The organism is Micromonospora sp. NBC_00362, from assembly GCF_026342155.1.
In the GTDB taxonomy this organism is placed as follows: Bacteria; Actinomycetota; Actinomycetes; order Mycobacteriales; family Micromonosporaceae; genus Micromonospora; species Micromonospora hortensis.
Map to the genome: position 1 here is coordinate 2,539,019 of NZ_JAPENH010000001.1, position 15,145 is coordinate 2,554,163.

Here is a 15,145-nt window from a genome sequence, read left to right on the forward strand (position 1 = left end):
CGGTCCGAGAGTGGGCGGCGGCGCGGGGCTGGTCGGGTGTACCGCGCCGCCCGGCCGGTGGCCGGTGGTGCTGGTCGGTGGGCCGAGGGCTCGTGGTCGGGTTATCCGCCGCAGGCGTTGGCGGGGTGCCCGACGGCGTGGACGGTGGTCACGTCCCGGCCGGCGACCGCCCCGGTGGCCCGGACATTCGCCGAGCCGGCCGGCACCGACGACACGCGGGTGTTGAACGACTGGTAGACGTTCGAGCCCGGCGCCACGGCGGTGAATGACCGGTTTCCGTACGGGCTCTCGACGGTGATGTCGACCGGCTCGTCCGAGTCGTTGCGCGCCTGCACCGCCAGGTACGTCTTGCCGCTCAGGCAGCGCACCTGGGCGGTGGCCGTCACGGGCAGCGCCGCCAGCACTCCGAGTCGGGCCAGTTGGTAGCTGAGTGCCCGCTCCGGCGCGTCGATCTGGTTCTGGGTGCCGAACTGGCCGGCCCGTGCCGACGTCGCCGCCGCGAGCGCGGACTGCGTCGCGGCCCACGCGTCGGCCGGGTAGTGGCGCGGATCGAGAGTCTGCGCGTGGGCGATGGCCGCGTCGAGGGCTGTGGTGTCCAGTGGCCGGGCCTGCGCGGTCAGCACGTCGCTGAGCAGGTAGTCGTCGAAGTCGACGTGGCCGCCGGTCTCCTGGGTCGCGTAGGTGAACAGGCCCACCCGGTGACCCATGAAGTGAGCGAGGCTACCGTCGAGCGCCTGCGGGCCAACCCGGTTGCCCAGCCGGGTCCACTGGACCCCGTCCAGGCTGTAGTAGAACGTCGTCCACAGCTGGCCGACCGGCGCGGAGAAGTCGAGGTCCGCCTTCACGTGCACCTCGGTCGCGTCGCCCAGCGACACCGTCGTGCCGGCGATGAAGTTCTCCAGCGTCGACTGGTCGAGATCGACAGCGAACGGCTGCGACCGGTTCACGACGCCGAGGGTGTTCACGTCACCGACGCGCTTGACCGCCACGTACGAGAATCCGCGGTTGTAGGCGGCCAGGCCCGCGACGTCGCCGTTCTTCATCCCGGAGACGTCCATTCGGGTCTGGACCGACTGCCGTGGCCCGAACGTCCGCTGCGAGAGCGTGTTGCGTGCCTCCTCGAACCACGCCAGCTCGGCCCGGTTGGACAGCTTCGTGTAGACGTACTGGCCGGTGACCACACTGCCGGCCGTCAACCGCAGCCAGCCGTCGCGGTCGGTGAGTGACCAGTACCGGTTGTCCGGGGCGTGGTTCCACTCCCAGGCCAGGTCCAGCCGTGAGCCGTTGGGGGCGATCTCCGCCGGGTCGAGCGGCGCGGGGACGGTCCACTGCTCGTCCTGGTACGCCTTGTGCGGCGCGTCGTTGGCGAAGTCGTCCGAGGCGACGATGCTCTTCTGCCGCTCGAACAGCTCCTCGGCCGGGCTGAGCCGGATCGGCTTGTCGAACAGGCCGTTGACCGGTACGACCCCGTTGGTGCCGAAGGTCGGCCACCCGTTCTGCCAGGTGGCGGGGATGAGCGCCGGGATCCGGCCGATCGGGAACGTGTCCCGGAAGAACATGCCGTGCCAGTCCGTCCCGCCGCCCGCGCGGCTGATCGGCACCAGGCTGCCCTGCGCGAAGCCGTTGGAGTTGAGTACGCCGCGCGCCTCGTAGGTGTTGACCCCGCCGGCCGAGGTGTAGCGCCCGAGCAGGTCCTTCGACCGGAACATGACCACCTGGCGCCCCTGACCGGAAGGCCAGGTGATGATGACGGCGTAGTACCAGCCGTCGATGTGGTAGACCTGCGCGCCCTCGAACAGCCCACCGATGAACGGCTGACCGGCGTAGTTGTTGGCGGTGAAGATGTTCGGGTAGTCCTGCGCGATGGCCGTCAGGTCGGCGTTGAGGCGGACGGCGCTGGTGCCGCCGGAGCCGTAGAAGATGTACGGCGTGCCGTCGACGTCGAAGAAGAGCGACGGGTCGTGCAGGCCACGGCCGAGGGCGGTGCGCTGCCACGGGCCGTTCTCGATGTCGTCGGTGCGGTAGAGGTACGCCCCGCTGAGGTTGTTGGTGTTGAAGACGGCGTAGAACGTGCCGTCGTGGTAACGCAGCGACGACGCCCACTGGCCCTGGCCGTACGAGTTCTGGCCGTTGCGCAGTGAGAAGGAGTCGCCGATGCTCGCCCGGTCGAAGACGTAGTTGACGATCTCCCAGTTGACGAGGTCGTACGACTTCATGATCGGCGCACCCGGGCTCAGGTGCATTGTCGTGCTGATCATGTAGTAGACGTCGCGGCCCTCGTCGTTCTCGGCGGCTGGCACCCGCTCGACGCTGATGTCCGGCACGTCGGCGTTGAGCAGCGGCACCGAGTAGGTGCCGGCGCCGGTGTCGGTCGAGGTGTACGACGATCGGGGCGACCATCCGTCGGCGGCGTGCGCGGCGGCGGGGGTGGCCACCAGGCCCGCACCGACGAGAACGGCCGCCGATGCGAGCGCACACAGTGAACGGAGGCGATCCGGGAGCACTGTGGACGCCAGGCGGGTCAACGTGGTGGTGGCGTGGCGAGCGGCGGCGTTCAGGCTGTTCACAGCGGATGCGCGGGCGATGTTCAGGACACGCGAGCGGACCGACACGACCAAGGCGAGCTCCAAACGCGAGAGCGGCGTGAAGGCCATCGTGTTATCGCTAACAACCCCTGTCAAGACTATCGATGAAACGCGCCCGAAGTATCCCCGTAACACCGCCGGCCCTCCACAGTGGACACTCACACCGCAGCTCCGACCCCGGTGATCATGAAGTTATTGCCATGACACGCCGTCATTGACGGTAATAACTTCATGATCACCGGGGAGCGCGGCGGCTCGAGCGCCTCAGTCGTTCAGGCAGGCGCGGACGGCGGCCGTTAGGCGGTTGGCGCGCTCGTCGCCCAACCCGCGCATCTGGTTGACCACGTAGCCGAAGCCCACCTGATGCTCGGCGTCGGCGAAGGCCAGGTTCCCGCCCGCGCCGTCGTGGCCGAAGCTGCGCTCACCCAGCAGGGGCCGGGCCGGTGGCGAGTGCAGCAGGAAGCCGGTGCCCCAGCGCTGCCCGGTGTCCGGCGGCCCGTGCCGCTGCTGGCCACGCGAACGAACCACTACCGCGTCGTCCACCGACGCCGCCGTCAGCAGCGGTGCACACTGGATCTCCGACACACAGGCGGCGTAGAGGCGCGCGAGGCTCTCGGCGGTGCTCACCGCGCCCGCGCCGGGAACACCGGCGGCCCGAATGGCGTCGTCGTTGAAGCTGACCAGGCCGTCGGCGTCGGCGGGGAAGGCGAAAGCACCCCCCATGGTGATGCCCCGTTTGGCCACCGGGTCCACGAACGGGTCAGGGTCCGGGGGCGGTGCCAGGCCCCAGGCGACGGTGTCGCTCTCGGAGGCCGGGAGCCCCAGCCAGGTGTGCAGCCCGAGCGGGCCCGCGACGGTGTCGGCGAAGAACGCGCCGGGTAGTTGGCCGGTGATGCGGTGGATCACCTCACCGACCAGCCAGCCGTAGGTCATCGAGTGGTACCCGTGCGCCGTGCCCGGTTTCCACAGCGGGGCCTGCTCCTCGATCGCCGTGACGACCGGACCCCACGCCAACACCTCGTCGAGGGTCAGCGGTCGGTCCACCGCGGGCAGACCTGCCTGGTGCGTGAGCAGCCAGCGCACCGGGATGCCCGCCTTGCCGTGCTGTCCGAACTCCGGCCAGTAGCGCGTCACGGGAGCGTCGAGGTCGAGCCGACCCTGTTGGACCAGCAGGTAGGCGCAGATCGCCAGGATCCCCTTGGTGCAGGAGAAGACGACGACCGGCGTGTGCGCGTCCCACTGCCGCCCGGTACGGGTGTCGGCCACCCCGCCGTACAGGTCGACGACCTTGCTGCCCCGCAGGTAGACGGTGACCGCGGCGCCGACCTCTCCCCGGGAGGTGAAGTTGTCGCGGAAGACGTCGGCGACGCGCCCGAAGCGATCGTCGACGTCGCCGTGGATCTGCGGCTGTGTGACCACTGCCTACCCCTTCACTGACCCTTGGATCAGGGCCTTGATGAACTGTCGCTGGAAGATCAGGAACACGATGAGGGTCGGAGTGAGGATCAGCAGCGACCCGGCGCACAGCAGCACCAGGTCGGTGCCCCACTGGCCCTGGAACGCTCCGAGCGCCCCGGCCATCGTGCGTTTGGTGGCGTCGTCCACGAGGACGATGGCGAGCAGGAACTGGTTCCACGTCCAGAGGAACATCAGGATCGTCAGCGAGGCGATCGCCGGGCGGGCGAGCGGCACCTGGACCCGCCAGAACAACTGCCACGTGCTGCTGCCGTCCACCCGGGCCGCCTCGGACAACTCGACCGGCACGTTGGTGAAGTGGGCCCGCATCCAGAACACCGCGAACGGCATGTACAGCCCGATCAGCGGCAGGATGATGGCCCAGCGGGTGTTGAGCAGGCCGAGGTCCTGCATCTGGTAGTAGAGCGGCGTGACCACTGCCTCGAACGGCAGGGTCAGACCCAGCAGGAAGAGACCGAAGACGAGTCGGCCACCGGGCACCCGCAGCTGACCGAGCCCGAAGCCGGCCATGGTCGCGATGAGCACCGACACCGGTACGACGCCGGCCACGATGAGCAGGCTGGAGCGGAGCAGGGCGCCCATGTTCGCGGCGGTGAAGGCGTCGGCGAAGTTTCCCCACTGCGGGTCGGACGGCCACTCGAGCCCGCTGGGCACCGTGCCCCGGGGCTGCAACGCCGCCGAGAGCATGCTCACGAACGGCAGCAGGGTGACGACGATCAGGGCGATCAGGAAGACCCGGCCGGTCAGTTGTTCGCGTCGGCTCAGGTTCACGGCTTCTCCCCTCGACTCAGGCGCTGGATGGGCAGCACGCACGCCAGCACCAGCAGCATGAGGACGACAGCGAGCGCCGAGGCGAGCCCCACCTGCCGCTGCGAGAAGGCCAGCCGGTAGATCTCCAGGCCCGGCACTGTGGTCTGGAGGCCGGGGCCGCCGCTGGTGGAGATGTAGACGATGTCGAAGCTCGCCAGCGCGGCGATGATCGTCACGGTGAGGCAGACCCCAATTTCCTGGCGCAGGCTGGGCAGGGTCACGGCGAGGAACTCGCGGACCGGACCGGCACCGTCGAGGCGGGCGGCCTCGTACAGCGCCGGATCGATCTTGCTCATGCCGGTGACCAGCAGAATCGTGCAGAGGCCGAGCAGGACCCAGGCCCCGATGACGCCGACGGCGGGCAGCGCCGTGTCGAAGTCGCCGAGCCAGGCGCGGGCGACGCCACCCAGCCCGACCGCGCGCAGCGCCTGGTTGACCAGACCGTTCGACGAGAGCAGCCAGCTCCACGCGATGCCCGCCGCCACCAGGGGGATGACCTGCGGCAGGAACAGGATGGTCCGGACGACGGTGCCGAACGCGCCGGTCGTGATCCGGCGGACCATGCTCGCCACCAACAGTCCCAGCGCGACGGGGATGAAGCTGAAGAAGACGATCAGCACCATCGCGTTGCCGATGATTTTCAGCAGGTCGCTGTCGGTGAAGACGGTGAGGTAGTTGTCCAGGCCCACCCAGCGGGCCGCCCCGATGCCGTTCCAGTCGTAGAGCGAGTACTGGAGGGTCAGGACGAGCGGGCGCAGGACGAACACCGCGTACATCACCAGGGCGGGCAGGACGTACAACCAGCCGGTCCCGGCCGCGCGGGCCCACCGGAATCGGTGGGCCCGCGTCGGGGTGGGGCGGGCGCGACGATCGTCGCGCCCGGTTGGTGCGCTGCCGAGGGCAGACGTCATCGGGACAGTTCCTTCTGATACTCGGCCTGGACCGCCTTCACGTACCCCTCGGGCGTCTGCTGACCGGCGATCAGCTTCTGCATCTCCGGCGTGATCGCGGCGGCGAAGATGCCGCCGGTCGCGTTCGCGGTGAAGTCCACAGCGCCGTTCTCCGCACCGAGCTGCTGCGACGCCTTCAGGGTCTCGGCCAGCACCGTGTTCGGGGTGGCGCTCGGCACCGGCAGGTCACTCGGGCCGCCGGGGCTGGAGCCGCCGACTGTCACCGAGATCTCGCGGGCCTTGGCGTTGGTGTGCACCCAGTTCAGGAAGTACGCGGCGGCGTCCGGGTTCTTGGCCTTGGCGGAGACGCCGAAGGTGTTGGGGGCGGACATCGCCACGTGCTTTCCACCGGCGGACTCGGTGGGGAAGAGGAAGAAGCCCACGTTGCCGGGCATCGACTTGTCGAGGTTGGCCGACTCCCAGTCGCCGTTGAACATGAACAGGCCGTTGCCCTTCTGGAACTCCCCCACCATGCCCGCGTAGTCGAGGGCGTTGGCGTCCTTGGTGAAGTAGCCGGCCTGGGCCCACTTCTGGATGGTCTGGGTGGCCTTCAGGGCGGCCGGGGTGTCGAACGTGGCCCCCGGCTTCTGGAAGATCCAGTCGGCGACCTGGGTCGGGTCGCCGAACTGGTTCTGCAGCGCCTGGTGCGGGAAGTTGATGCCAGCGGTGTTCTTGTTGAACTGCATGATCGGCTGGACCCCGCCGGTCTTCGCCTTGGCCAGCAGCTCCTCGAACTCGGCGACCGTCGCCGGCGGCTGGGTCATGCCGATCTGGCTGGCCAGCTTCTTGTTGTAGAAGACGCCGGTGACGCTGTAGCCGAGCCCCATCCCGTACAGCGATCCGGTGCCTCGGGTGTTCTCGCCGACGCGCAGCTGCATGAGCTGCGAGGCGGGGAACTTGTCCCAGCCGTACGCGGTGAAGTACGGGTCGAGGTTCTTGAGCAGGTCGTCCTTGACCAGGTCGACCATGGTCGGGAGCCGGATGATGTCCGGCGAGTTGTCCGAGGCCATCACCCGCGGCGCGTTCTCCACGATCACAGTGAACTGGTCCTCGCGGATGTTGAACGTGACGTTCGAGTGCTGCTTGGAGAACTCGTCGGCCAACGCCTTGGCCAGCGGAAAGCCGGTCTCCGCGTACATGTCGAGGGTGATCGGGTCGGTGCCCAGCTCCGTCTTGACGGCGGCATCGGACTTCTGGGTCGACGACCGGTCCTCGCCCGGCGCGCTGCAGGCCGTCGCGGTCATCCCGACCGCCAGCAGCGACGCGAGGAGCACTGTTCTCCGTCGCGGAAATTTTGTCAGCAATTCTGCCATTTCATGACTCCTTGACATCTCCACGCGTCCCGCGACCCACGGCCGCGCGACGGCTCCACCGGGACCACCGCGACCGGGTGGCCGCCACGACACGTACGCCGTGACCTGTCGCCCGGGCGCAGCACCCGTACCGTCAGCAGATAAAGAACCCGGCACGGCCACCGAAGGCGCCTCTCTGGAAGCACCAGAAGTGGTCGCTAAACTGATTTAGCAGAGCATGCGCGCGGCACGGGGAGCTGTCAAGGACAACTTGGCAACGGTGCGGAAACGTCGGGTTCACACCACGCCGACGCGACCGGTCCTGGATCCCGGGCGGCGACGCATCATGATGGGCGGGAGCGGTGCCTGTGGCACCGCGCCTGATTCGGAGGACTGATGGGCCGCAACAGAGCAACACTCGCCGACGTCGCGCGGAAAGCCGGGCTGTCCAAGACCGCCGCGTCGATGGTGCTCAACGGCAGGGAGGGCACCCGACTCTCGGCCGAGGCGCACCAGCGGGTGTTCGCCGCCGCCGAGGAGCTCGGCTACCGGCCCAACCTCGCCGCGCGCAGCCTGCGCACCCGCAAGACGGCCACCATCGCGTTCGTCTCCGACATCGTGGCCACCACCCGGTTCGCCGGCGACCTCATCCGCGGCGCCCTCGACGCGGCCCGTGAACGGGACCACGTCCTGCTCATCACCGAGACGCAGGGCGACGCCACCTTCGAGCAGTACGCCATCGAGGCCGTCCTGGATCGGCAGGTCGACGGGGTGATCTACGCGGCGATGGCTACCCGACGGCTGATGGTGCCCGCGGCCATCCTCGGCGGCCCGGTGGTGCTGCTCAACGCCACCAGCCCCGACGGCCTACCCAGCGTGGTCCCCGACGACGAGGGCGCCGGGCGCTCCGTCGCCACGGCCCTGCTGGAGCTTGGCCACCGCGACGCGATCGCGCTCATCGGCCGCAACCGACTCAAGGAGGACGACCCGGAGGTCTCGCTCGCCGCCCGCGCCCGCCTGCACGGCATCCGGCAGACGCTGGACGAGGCGAAGGTCGGCCTCCTGGCCGAGTGTTTCTGCACCGAGTGGTTGCCCGAGCACGGGTACGCCGCCATGCGCAGCCTGCTGAGCAAGCCGAAGCGACCCAGCGCGATCATCTGCATGAACGACCGGCTGGCCTTCGGCGCCTACCAGGCACTCGGCGAGGCGGGGCTGACCGTCCCGGAGGACATCTCGGTCATCTCGTTCGACGACGACCCGATCGCCGCCTGGTTGCGTCCGAGCCTGGCCACCACGGCGCTGCCACACGAGCAGATGGGGCGGCGAGCGGTCGAACTGCTCCTGGACGGGGGCGCCACCGAACCCTCGCTCGTTCCGATGCCCCTGCGCCGACGCCGGTCCCTCGCGCCTCCGGCCGGCTGACCACAGGCCCTCCGATCCGTGCCGCAGGGTTGGCACTGGCCGACGCTAAAACGGTTTAGTGCTAGGTTTCCGACCATGCTTCGTCTACCCGACCACTGGGTGTGGGACAGCTGGTACGCGCGGGACGACAACGGCCTCTGGCACGTGTTCTTCCTGCGCGCGTCCCGCGCCCTGCACGACCCGCACCGCCGCCACCGCCGGGCCACCATCGGCCACGCCGTCTCGGCGGACCTGCGCTCGTGGCGCCTGGTCGCCGACGCCGTGGTGCCCGCCGACGCGCCCAGCTGGGACGACCTGGCGACCTGGACGGGCTGCACCGTCCGCGGGCATGACGGACGGTGGTACCTGTTCTACACCGGCGTCGGTCGTGCGGAGGACGGGCTCGTCCAACGCATCGGACTGGCCGTCTCCGACGACCTCATGACCTGGCACCGGCACGGCACCGAACCGATCGTCGAGGCGGACCCCGCCTGGTACGAGCTGCTGGACAAGGAGCTGTGGTACGAGCAGGCGTGGCGTGACCCGTGGGTGTTTCCCGACCCCGACGGCGAGGGTTGGCACATGCTCATCACCGCCCGCGCCAACACCGGTCCGGCGGACACCCGTGGCGTCGTCGGCCACGCCACCTCCACCGACCTCGTCACCTGGACCGTCGCGCCGCCGTTGTCGACTCCGGCCGGTTTCGGTCACCTGGAGGTGCCCCAGGTCGCGGTGGTCGACGGGCAGCCGCTGCTGCTCTTCTCCGCCGAGGCCACCGGCAGCGCTCGGCGCGACGACCACCGGATCTGGGTGGTGACCGGCGAGACCACCCTCGGGCCGTGGGACATCGCCTCCGCCCAGCCGTTCGCCCACCCGCACCTGTACGCGCCCCGGCTGGTCCCCGGCCCCGCCCACGACTGGTCCCTCATCGGCTTCCTCGACCACGTCGACGAGACGTTCGTCGGGGAACTCACCGATCCCGTCCCGGTCCGCTACCAGGCCGCGACCGGGCTGACAGTGGACCCGGCGAGGGCGAACGTGGCGGGGTAGAGCGAACAGATCCGGGCCGAGGCGTCTCGCGCCCGGCCCGGACCTGTCAATGTCCAGCTGATGGATCAGCTACGCAGCTGCCACTGCTGGTTCGTACCGCCGGAGCAGGACCAGAGGATCAGCTTCGTGCCGTTCGCCGTTGCGGCGCCGTTGGCGTCCAGGCAGAGACCCGACTGCACTCCCGTGATCGTGCCGTTGGCGTTGACGTTCCACTGCTGGTTGGCGCCGCCGTTGCAGTCCCAGATCACCACAGTGGTGCCGTTGCTGGTGCCCTGGCCAGAGGCGTCCAGGCACTTGGTGCCGTACACCATGAGCTGCCGGCTGGCGGTGTGGGTCCACCGCTGGTTGGTGGCCGCACTGATGCAGTCCCAGATCTGAGCCTGCGTGCCGTTGGTGGTGCTGGAATTGCCGATCTCGGCGCACCGGCCCGACTGGGCACCCACGATCTGCACGTTCGTCGGGTTGGTGCCGCCACCGCTCTGCACGCCAGCCGAGTTGATGACGGTCTGGGCGCCCGACGGCCAACTGCCGTTGCTGACCGTGACGTTGCCGTTGACCACGTTGCCGCGGTCGCCGTTGGTCACGTTCGTGGAGTTGTTCGTCGACCAGTTGTTGGTGACGGTGAAGTTGCCCATGTTCTCCGCGTACCAGTAGTTGGCGGTGGCCCAGGTACCGGTGGAGGAGAACACGTTGTTACGGGCGGTGTAGTAGCGGGAGCCCTCGTCGAAGTAGAGCCCGAACCAGCCGTTGGTCCGCAGGCAGTAGTTCTGGTTGATGGTCCCGCCCGGGTTCGCCGACAGCGTGTAGATGCACCCGCCGTCGGTCATCTGCTGCATCACGTCGTGCACGTAGTTGCCGATGACCTGGTTGTTGGCCGCGGTGGTCGCCGTGGTGTAGCGCGGCTGGTAGTTGTACAGACCCCGGTTCGCGTAGTGCTGGCTGCCGCCGGCGTCGTTGGCGCCCCAGCCGTAGCCGACCGACAGGCCGGTGTACGGCATGTTGTAGACCTCGTTGTACGAGACCGTCGCCGTGTTCACGTAGGTGGTCAGGATCGAGACCACGCCCCGGTACTCCAGGCCGAGATCGTGCACGCGGTTGTTGCTGATGGTGATGTTGCGGTTGACCATCCGCTGGTCAGTGGGGTGGTGGGCGTCGGCGCGTACGCCACCGACCACGACGCCACCGGCGGAGTTGCGGGCGATCTCGGAGCGGGTGACGGTGATGTTGCTGGCGCCCAGGCCGACACCGCTGGCGTGGGCGTTGGCGTCGTTGCCGATGCCGATCGCGGTCTGCCCGAGGTTGACGAACTGGGAGTCGCTGAACGTGATGGTGTTGGCCGCGGAGACCTGCACGGCGGCGGGCATCTGGTTCCAGTTCGGCCGGGTGGCCTCGAACTGGGGGCAGCCGGCCTGGCAGGAGGTCAGCGCGTCGGACGGCCGGGACCAGGTGCCGGTGATGTGGGCACCGGTCTGCTGGTCGGCGAAGCCGTTGCTGCTGCTCGGGCCGAGCCAGCTGGTCCCGGTGAAGGTGATGCCGCTGAACGAGATGTGGTGTGCCGGCGTGTCGAGAGTGCCGCCCACGTTGACCAGGGACTGCAACTGCGGCAACTCGACGCTGACCGAGCTCATGTTCTGCCCGGCGAGGGGGATGTAGTTGAGCTGACCGTTGCTGGGGTTGAGGTACCACTCCCCCGCCGAGTCCAGGAACTCGTACGCGTTGGTCAGGTAGAAGGGGCCGGCGCGGTGCGGGCTGGAGAGGGTGTCGAACCCGAAGGTGTTGTTGTTCCAGGCGGGCTGCTGCATCGTCAGGAAGTTGCCGCTGATGCTCTGCACCGGCGAGTACCGGTCGGTGAACGAGCCGACGCTCTCCACCTCGACCCGGTTCTGGTTGCCGAGGTTGTTGAGGTAGTTGAGCGCGCTGTTGGTGAACCGCATGCCCGACGTGGTGAAGGTGAAGTTGGAGCGGGTCATAGCGGTGCGCGCCCGCGTGGCGACGGCCCCGTTGACGTAGAGCTGTCGGGAGTCGAGCCCGGCGCCGACGTTGGCCCGCCAGATGTTCTTCGCGGAGTCGACGAGCGACCAGCCGGTGACGGCCCGGGCGCCGGTGATCGTCGGACGCGCCCCGGTGGCGGCCCGCCAGATCACCTGATAGCCGTTGTTGCCCGAGTCGGCCGCGGTGAACCGCATCGGCGACGAGAGCCGGTAGGTGCCGTTCGCCAACTCCACCACGATGTCACCGGACATCGTGCTGTTGATCGCTCGCACCGCCGTCTGGGCGGCGCTCAGCGAACACGGTTGGCTGGCGGAACAGGTGGTGCCGGTGCCGGAGGGTGACGCGTAGAGGGTGGTGGTGGCCGCGAGGGCCGGGGACGCCGAGGCGGTTACCGCGACCACTGCGGTCACCGCTGTCGCGGCGGCGCCGGCCAGCAGTCGGCGCAGCGCCGGAAGGGACGAGGACACGGGACGGTGCTCCTGACGTGAGAACGGGGTGGGGGTGGTGCAACGGCCTCGACCAGCGTGGGGGTGGCCGGTCGAGGCGGTCATCCGAGGATCTCCCGGAGATAGCGCAGGCCGTCCGTGGCGAGACGGTCCTGCGAGGGGGCCAACGGACGCCAGATCGCCGCAGCGGTGGCGATCGCATCGTTCTCCGCGGTGAACGACTCGATGCAGATCGCGCCCTGGTAGCCGGTGTCCCGCAGGACGGCGAAGAAGCGGGGCCAGTCGAAGTGGTCAGCACCGGGAGCGCCCCGGTTGGTGCCGCTGACCTGGACGTGCTTGATGTGTCGGCCGGCGACCGCGAGGGCCGCGTAGGGGTCGGCCTCCTCGATGTTCATGTGATAGGTATCGATCATGATGCCGACGTTCGACGGAAGCCCGTCGATCAACTCGATCGTCTGCTCGATCGTGTTGACGACGCTCGTCTCGTAGCGGTTCAACGCCTCGACACCGATGCTCACGCCCAACTCGCCGGCCTGGTCGGCAACCGGCGCCAGGGCCCGCCGGAAGTCCGCGTAGCAGGCCGCCCGAGCCGCCGGCGACATCCGCCAGGTGCGGCCGACCGAGGCGTACGCGGGACCGCCGACGCAACCAGCGCCGACGGCCGCCGCGCTCGCCACGCAACCCATGAGGTACGCCACCGTCGACTCGACGACCGCTGGTGGGGCGTCGACCAGTTCCCGCCCCGGCGGGGTGACCGCGCAGACGCCGGCGGCGACGAGGCCGTGCGCCGCCAACAGGTCCCGGGTACGGATCGGGTCCCAGTCGCCGGGCTGCTCGATCGGCAACTCGACAGCGTCGAAACCGAACGCGGCGATCCGCGGGATCAGCTCGGCCAGGGCCTTGTCGTCGACCGGCGAGGCCCAGACCCAGGGGTTGACGCCGATGGCGTACATCGGACCCTACTTCCAGCGCTGCGGGTAACCGGGCAGGTCGGTGCAGCCGCACATCGCGTAGTGCAGCGGCGGCATGCCCGCGTCGAGGTACTGGTCCAGGTTGTCCTGGGTGACTGTCGGCTGCGGCAGCTTCCACGGGTTGGACACCTGCTGGCCGTCGAGGATCCGCAGCGCGGCGATGACCGGCGTACGCCACTGGTAGGTCGGGTAGGTCGGCGCGATGGCGGTGAGCTTCTTGTCCTTCCAGATCTTCAGGAAGTCGAGTTGGTCCTCACCGTTCATCGGCGGAACCGGCTTGCCCGCGTCCTGGAACGCCTCGACCGCCGCGACGGCCACCGCTCCGGCGTCCATCCAGACCCCGTCGATCGTGCCGTACCGCTGGATGTAGTCGTCGACGATCTTCTTGGTCTTGGCCGGATCGCCATCGGTGAACTCGACACCGACGACGTCGACCTTCGCCTTGTCGAACGCCACCTTCGCCGCCGACCAGCGGGTCTCCAGGACGTCGACGCCGGGAAGGATCCGCAGGGCGAGGACCTTGCCACCGGGCTTCATCTTCTGGCTGACGAACTCGGCCCCGACGTGCCCGAACCCGTAACCCCCGATGGGGTTGATGAACGTGACCGGGCACTTCGTGTTGACACCACGGTCGAAGACGACGACCGGCAGCCCGGCCTTGCAGGCCGCCTCGACGGCCGGGGTGAGCGTGGCGGTGGTGTTCGGCGAGACGATGAGCGCGTCACAGCCCTTGCCGAGCAGATCGTTGATGTCCGCGATCTGCTTCTGGTCCTTGCCCTCGGCGTCGACGTGCACGAACTCACTGATGCGGCTCTTCTGCGCCTCGACCTCGGCCTGCATGGTCTTGAACCCGACCTGCCGCCACGGGTTGTTCAGGGCCGCGTTCGAGAAGCAGATCTTGTGCGGGCCGCTCTTCTTGAACTTGGCGGTGTCGACCATCGTCGGGTTGAGCACCTGCTCCCACGGCTTGTCGGCCGGGCCTGTCGGTGCCGCGTCGAGCAGCGCCAGTTCGGCGTCGTAGTCGGCCTGCACGAAGAACTTCGACTGGTCCCCGGTGCCGGACCCAGTGGCGGCGGACGCACTTCCCGACGGGCTCGCGGCCGGCTCGTCGGTGGCACAGGCGGCGAGGGACAGCAGGGTGACGGCGGCAAGAGCCGCCATGGAACGTCGCACTATGGTTTCCCCTTTATCTCGAAGAAGAACGCGTTGCCGAGACCGCCACGGCGAGCAGGATGATCCCGCCCTGGACGGTCGACCTGAGGGCGCCGGAGACGCCGTAGAAATTCATGAGGGCGAACAGCAGTTCGAGGGTCAGCGCGCCGAGCATCGCCCCGACGACGGCGCCGCGCCCCCCGCCGAGCGCCACCCCACCGAGGACGACAGCGGTGATCGCACCGAACTCCAGACCAGCGCCGGCCTGGAACGACACGCCGCTGTAGCCGCCCAGCAGGATGGCCGCCACCGCCGCCGCGAGCCCGCTGAGGATGAAGGCGAAGGTCCGGGTACGCCACACGCGTACGCCGCTGAGCTCGGCGGTGCGCGGGTTGTCGCCGACGGCGACCAGCGTCCGGCCGAAGTCGGACCGCATCAGCAGCACGGCCGCCACCGCCAGGACCACCAGGACCAGCAGCGCGTACGGCACGCGGCCCAGCACCGGCACGTCCTCGAAGGCCCGCCGGCCGAACCGCCGGAACTCCTCGGAGAGCCCACCCTTCGGGGCGCCGTCGGACCACAGGTAGACCGCGCCGACGAGGATCAGGAACATGCCGAGGGTGGTGATGAACGACGGCACCCGCAGCCGTGTCGTGATCAGGCCGTTGACCAGCCCGACCAGTGCGCCGAAGGCGAGCAGGAGCAGCACCACCGGCCAGGTACGCGCCGGGTCGCTGTCGATCAGCCGGGCGGCGACCACCACCTGAGCGGTGACCAGGGAACCGACCGAGAGGTCGAACTCGCCGGACACGATCACGAAGTACTGGCCGGCGGCGAGCAGGATGATCGGCGCCGAACGACCGAGGAAGGACATCAGCGACTGCGGGGCCAGGAAGTCGGGCTGCCGGATGCCGACGAGCACCAACAGCACCGCGAGGATCGCGAGGATCGGCAGGACACCACCGGGACGCACCCGCGGCAGACGCAGCGGCAGGGAACGGGGCTGGACGGTCTGCATGG

The 15,145-nt window shown here is 69.0% G+C and carries 11 protein-coding genes; 2 read left to right on the forward strand and 9 right to left on the reverse strand.

What is annotated here, in order from left to right; translation table 11 throughout:
• Positions 1 to 101: 101 nt before the first annotated feature.
• From OG992_RS11500 to OG992_RS11520, 5 genes are all read right to left on the reverse strand, one after another.
• Positions 102 to 2,567 carry a glycoside hydrolase 43 family protein gene (locus OG992_RS11500; RefSeq protein ID WP_266303207.1) on the reverse strand — a complete coding sequence of 822 codons (2,466 nt, stop codon included), beginning with the start codon at positions 2,565 to 2,567 and terminating at the stop codon, positions 102 to 104.
• A 282-nt stretch (positions 2,568 to 2,849) separates the two neighbouring features.
• Positions 2,850 to 4,004: a serine hydrolase domain-containing protein gene (locus tag OG992_RS11505; protein ID WP_266303208.1), complete on the reverse strand. Its 1,155-nt coding sequence runs from the start codon at positions 4,002 to 4,004 to the stop codon at positions 2,850 to 2,852.
• Between the two features lie 3 nt (positions 4,005 to 4,007).
• Positions 4,008 to 4,832: a carbohydrate ABC transporter permease gene (locus tag OG992_RS11510; RefSeq protein WP_124860646.1), complete on the reverse strand. Its 825-nt coding sequence runs from the start codon at positions 4,830 to 4,832 to the stop codon at positions 4,008 to 4,010.
• Positions 4,829 to 5,782 carry a carbohydrate ABC transporter permease gene (locus OG992_RS11515; RefSeq protein ID WP_238686434.1) on the reverse strand — a complete coding sequence of 318 codons (954 nt, stop codon included), beginning with the start codon at positions 5,780 to 5,782 and terminating at the stop codon, positions 4,829 to 4,831. The genes OG992_RS11510 and OG992_RS11515 overlap by 4 nt, the downstream gene beginning before the upstream one ends.
• The gene (locus tag OG992_RS11520) at positions 5,779 to 7,095 is read right to left on the reverse strand and encodes an ABC transporter substrate-binding protein (RefSeq protein WP_266303209.1); all 1,317 of its coding nucleotides are present in this window, start codon (positions 7,093 to 7,095) and stop codon (positions 5,779 to 5,781) included. Before OG992_RS11520 ends, OG992_RS11515 begins: the two co-directional genes overlap by 4 nt.
• A 414-nt stretch (positions 7,096 to 7,509) precedes the next feature.
• On the opposite strand from OG992_RS11520, the gene OG992_RS11525 reads away from it, so the two are divergent.
• The gene (locus tag OG992_RS11525; protein WP_238686438.1) at positions 7,510 to 8,535 is read left to right on the forward strand and encodes a LacI family DNA-binding transcriptional regulator; all 1,026 of its coding nucleotides are present in this window, start codon (positions 7,510 to 7,512) and stop codon (positions 8,533 to 8,535) included.
• Between the two features lie 18 nt (positions 8,536 to 8,553).
• Entirely contained in the window at positions 8,554 to 9,564 is a 1,011-nt protein-coding gene (locus OG992_RS11530; RefSeq protein ID WP_266303210.1) for a family 43 glycosylhydrolase, read from the forward strand.
• 65 nt (positions 9,565 to 9,629) lie between these two features.
• On the opposite strand, the gene OG992_RS11535 is transcribed toward OG992_RS11530, so the two are convergent.
• The 4 genes from OG992_RS11535 to OG992_RS11550 form a co-directional block, all read right to left on the reverse strand.
• Positions 9,630 to 12,023, reverse strand: a complete 2,394-nt coding sequence (locus OG992_RS11535; protein ID WP_266303211.1) for an RICIN domain-containing protein — start codon at positions 12,021 to 12,023, stop codon at positions 9,630 to 9,632.
• 80 nt (positions 12,024 to 12,103) lie between these two features.
• Positions 12,104 to 12,955 (reverse strand): sugar phosphate isomerase/epimerase, encoded by an 852-nt coding sequence (locus tag OG992_RS11540; RefSeq protein WP_266303212.1) that lies wholly within the window; start codon positions 12,953 to 12,955, stop codon positions 12,104 to 12,106.
• A gap of 6 nt (positions 12,956 to 12,961) precedes the next feature.
• The gene (locus OG992_RS11545) at positions 12,962 to 14,134 is read right to left on the reverse strand and encodes a substrate-binding domain-containing protein (protein ID WP_238686446.1); all 1,173 of its coding nucleotides are present in this window, start codon (positions 14,132 to 14,134) and stop codon (positions 12,962 to 12,964) included.
• Positions 14,135 to 14,159: 25 nt separating this feature from the next.
• The gene (locus OG992_RS11550; RefSeq protein WP_091401048.1) at positions 14,160 to 15,143 is read right to left on the reverse strand and encodes an ABC transporter permease; all 984 of its coding nucleotides are present in this window, start codon (positions 15,141 to 15,143) and stop codon (positions 14,160 to 14,162) included.
• Positions 15,144 to 15,145 lie beyond the last annotated feature (2 nt).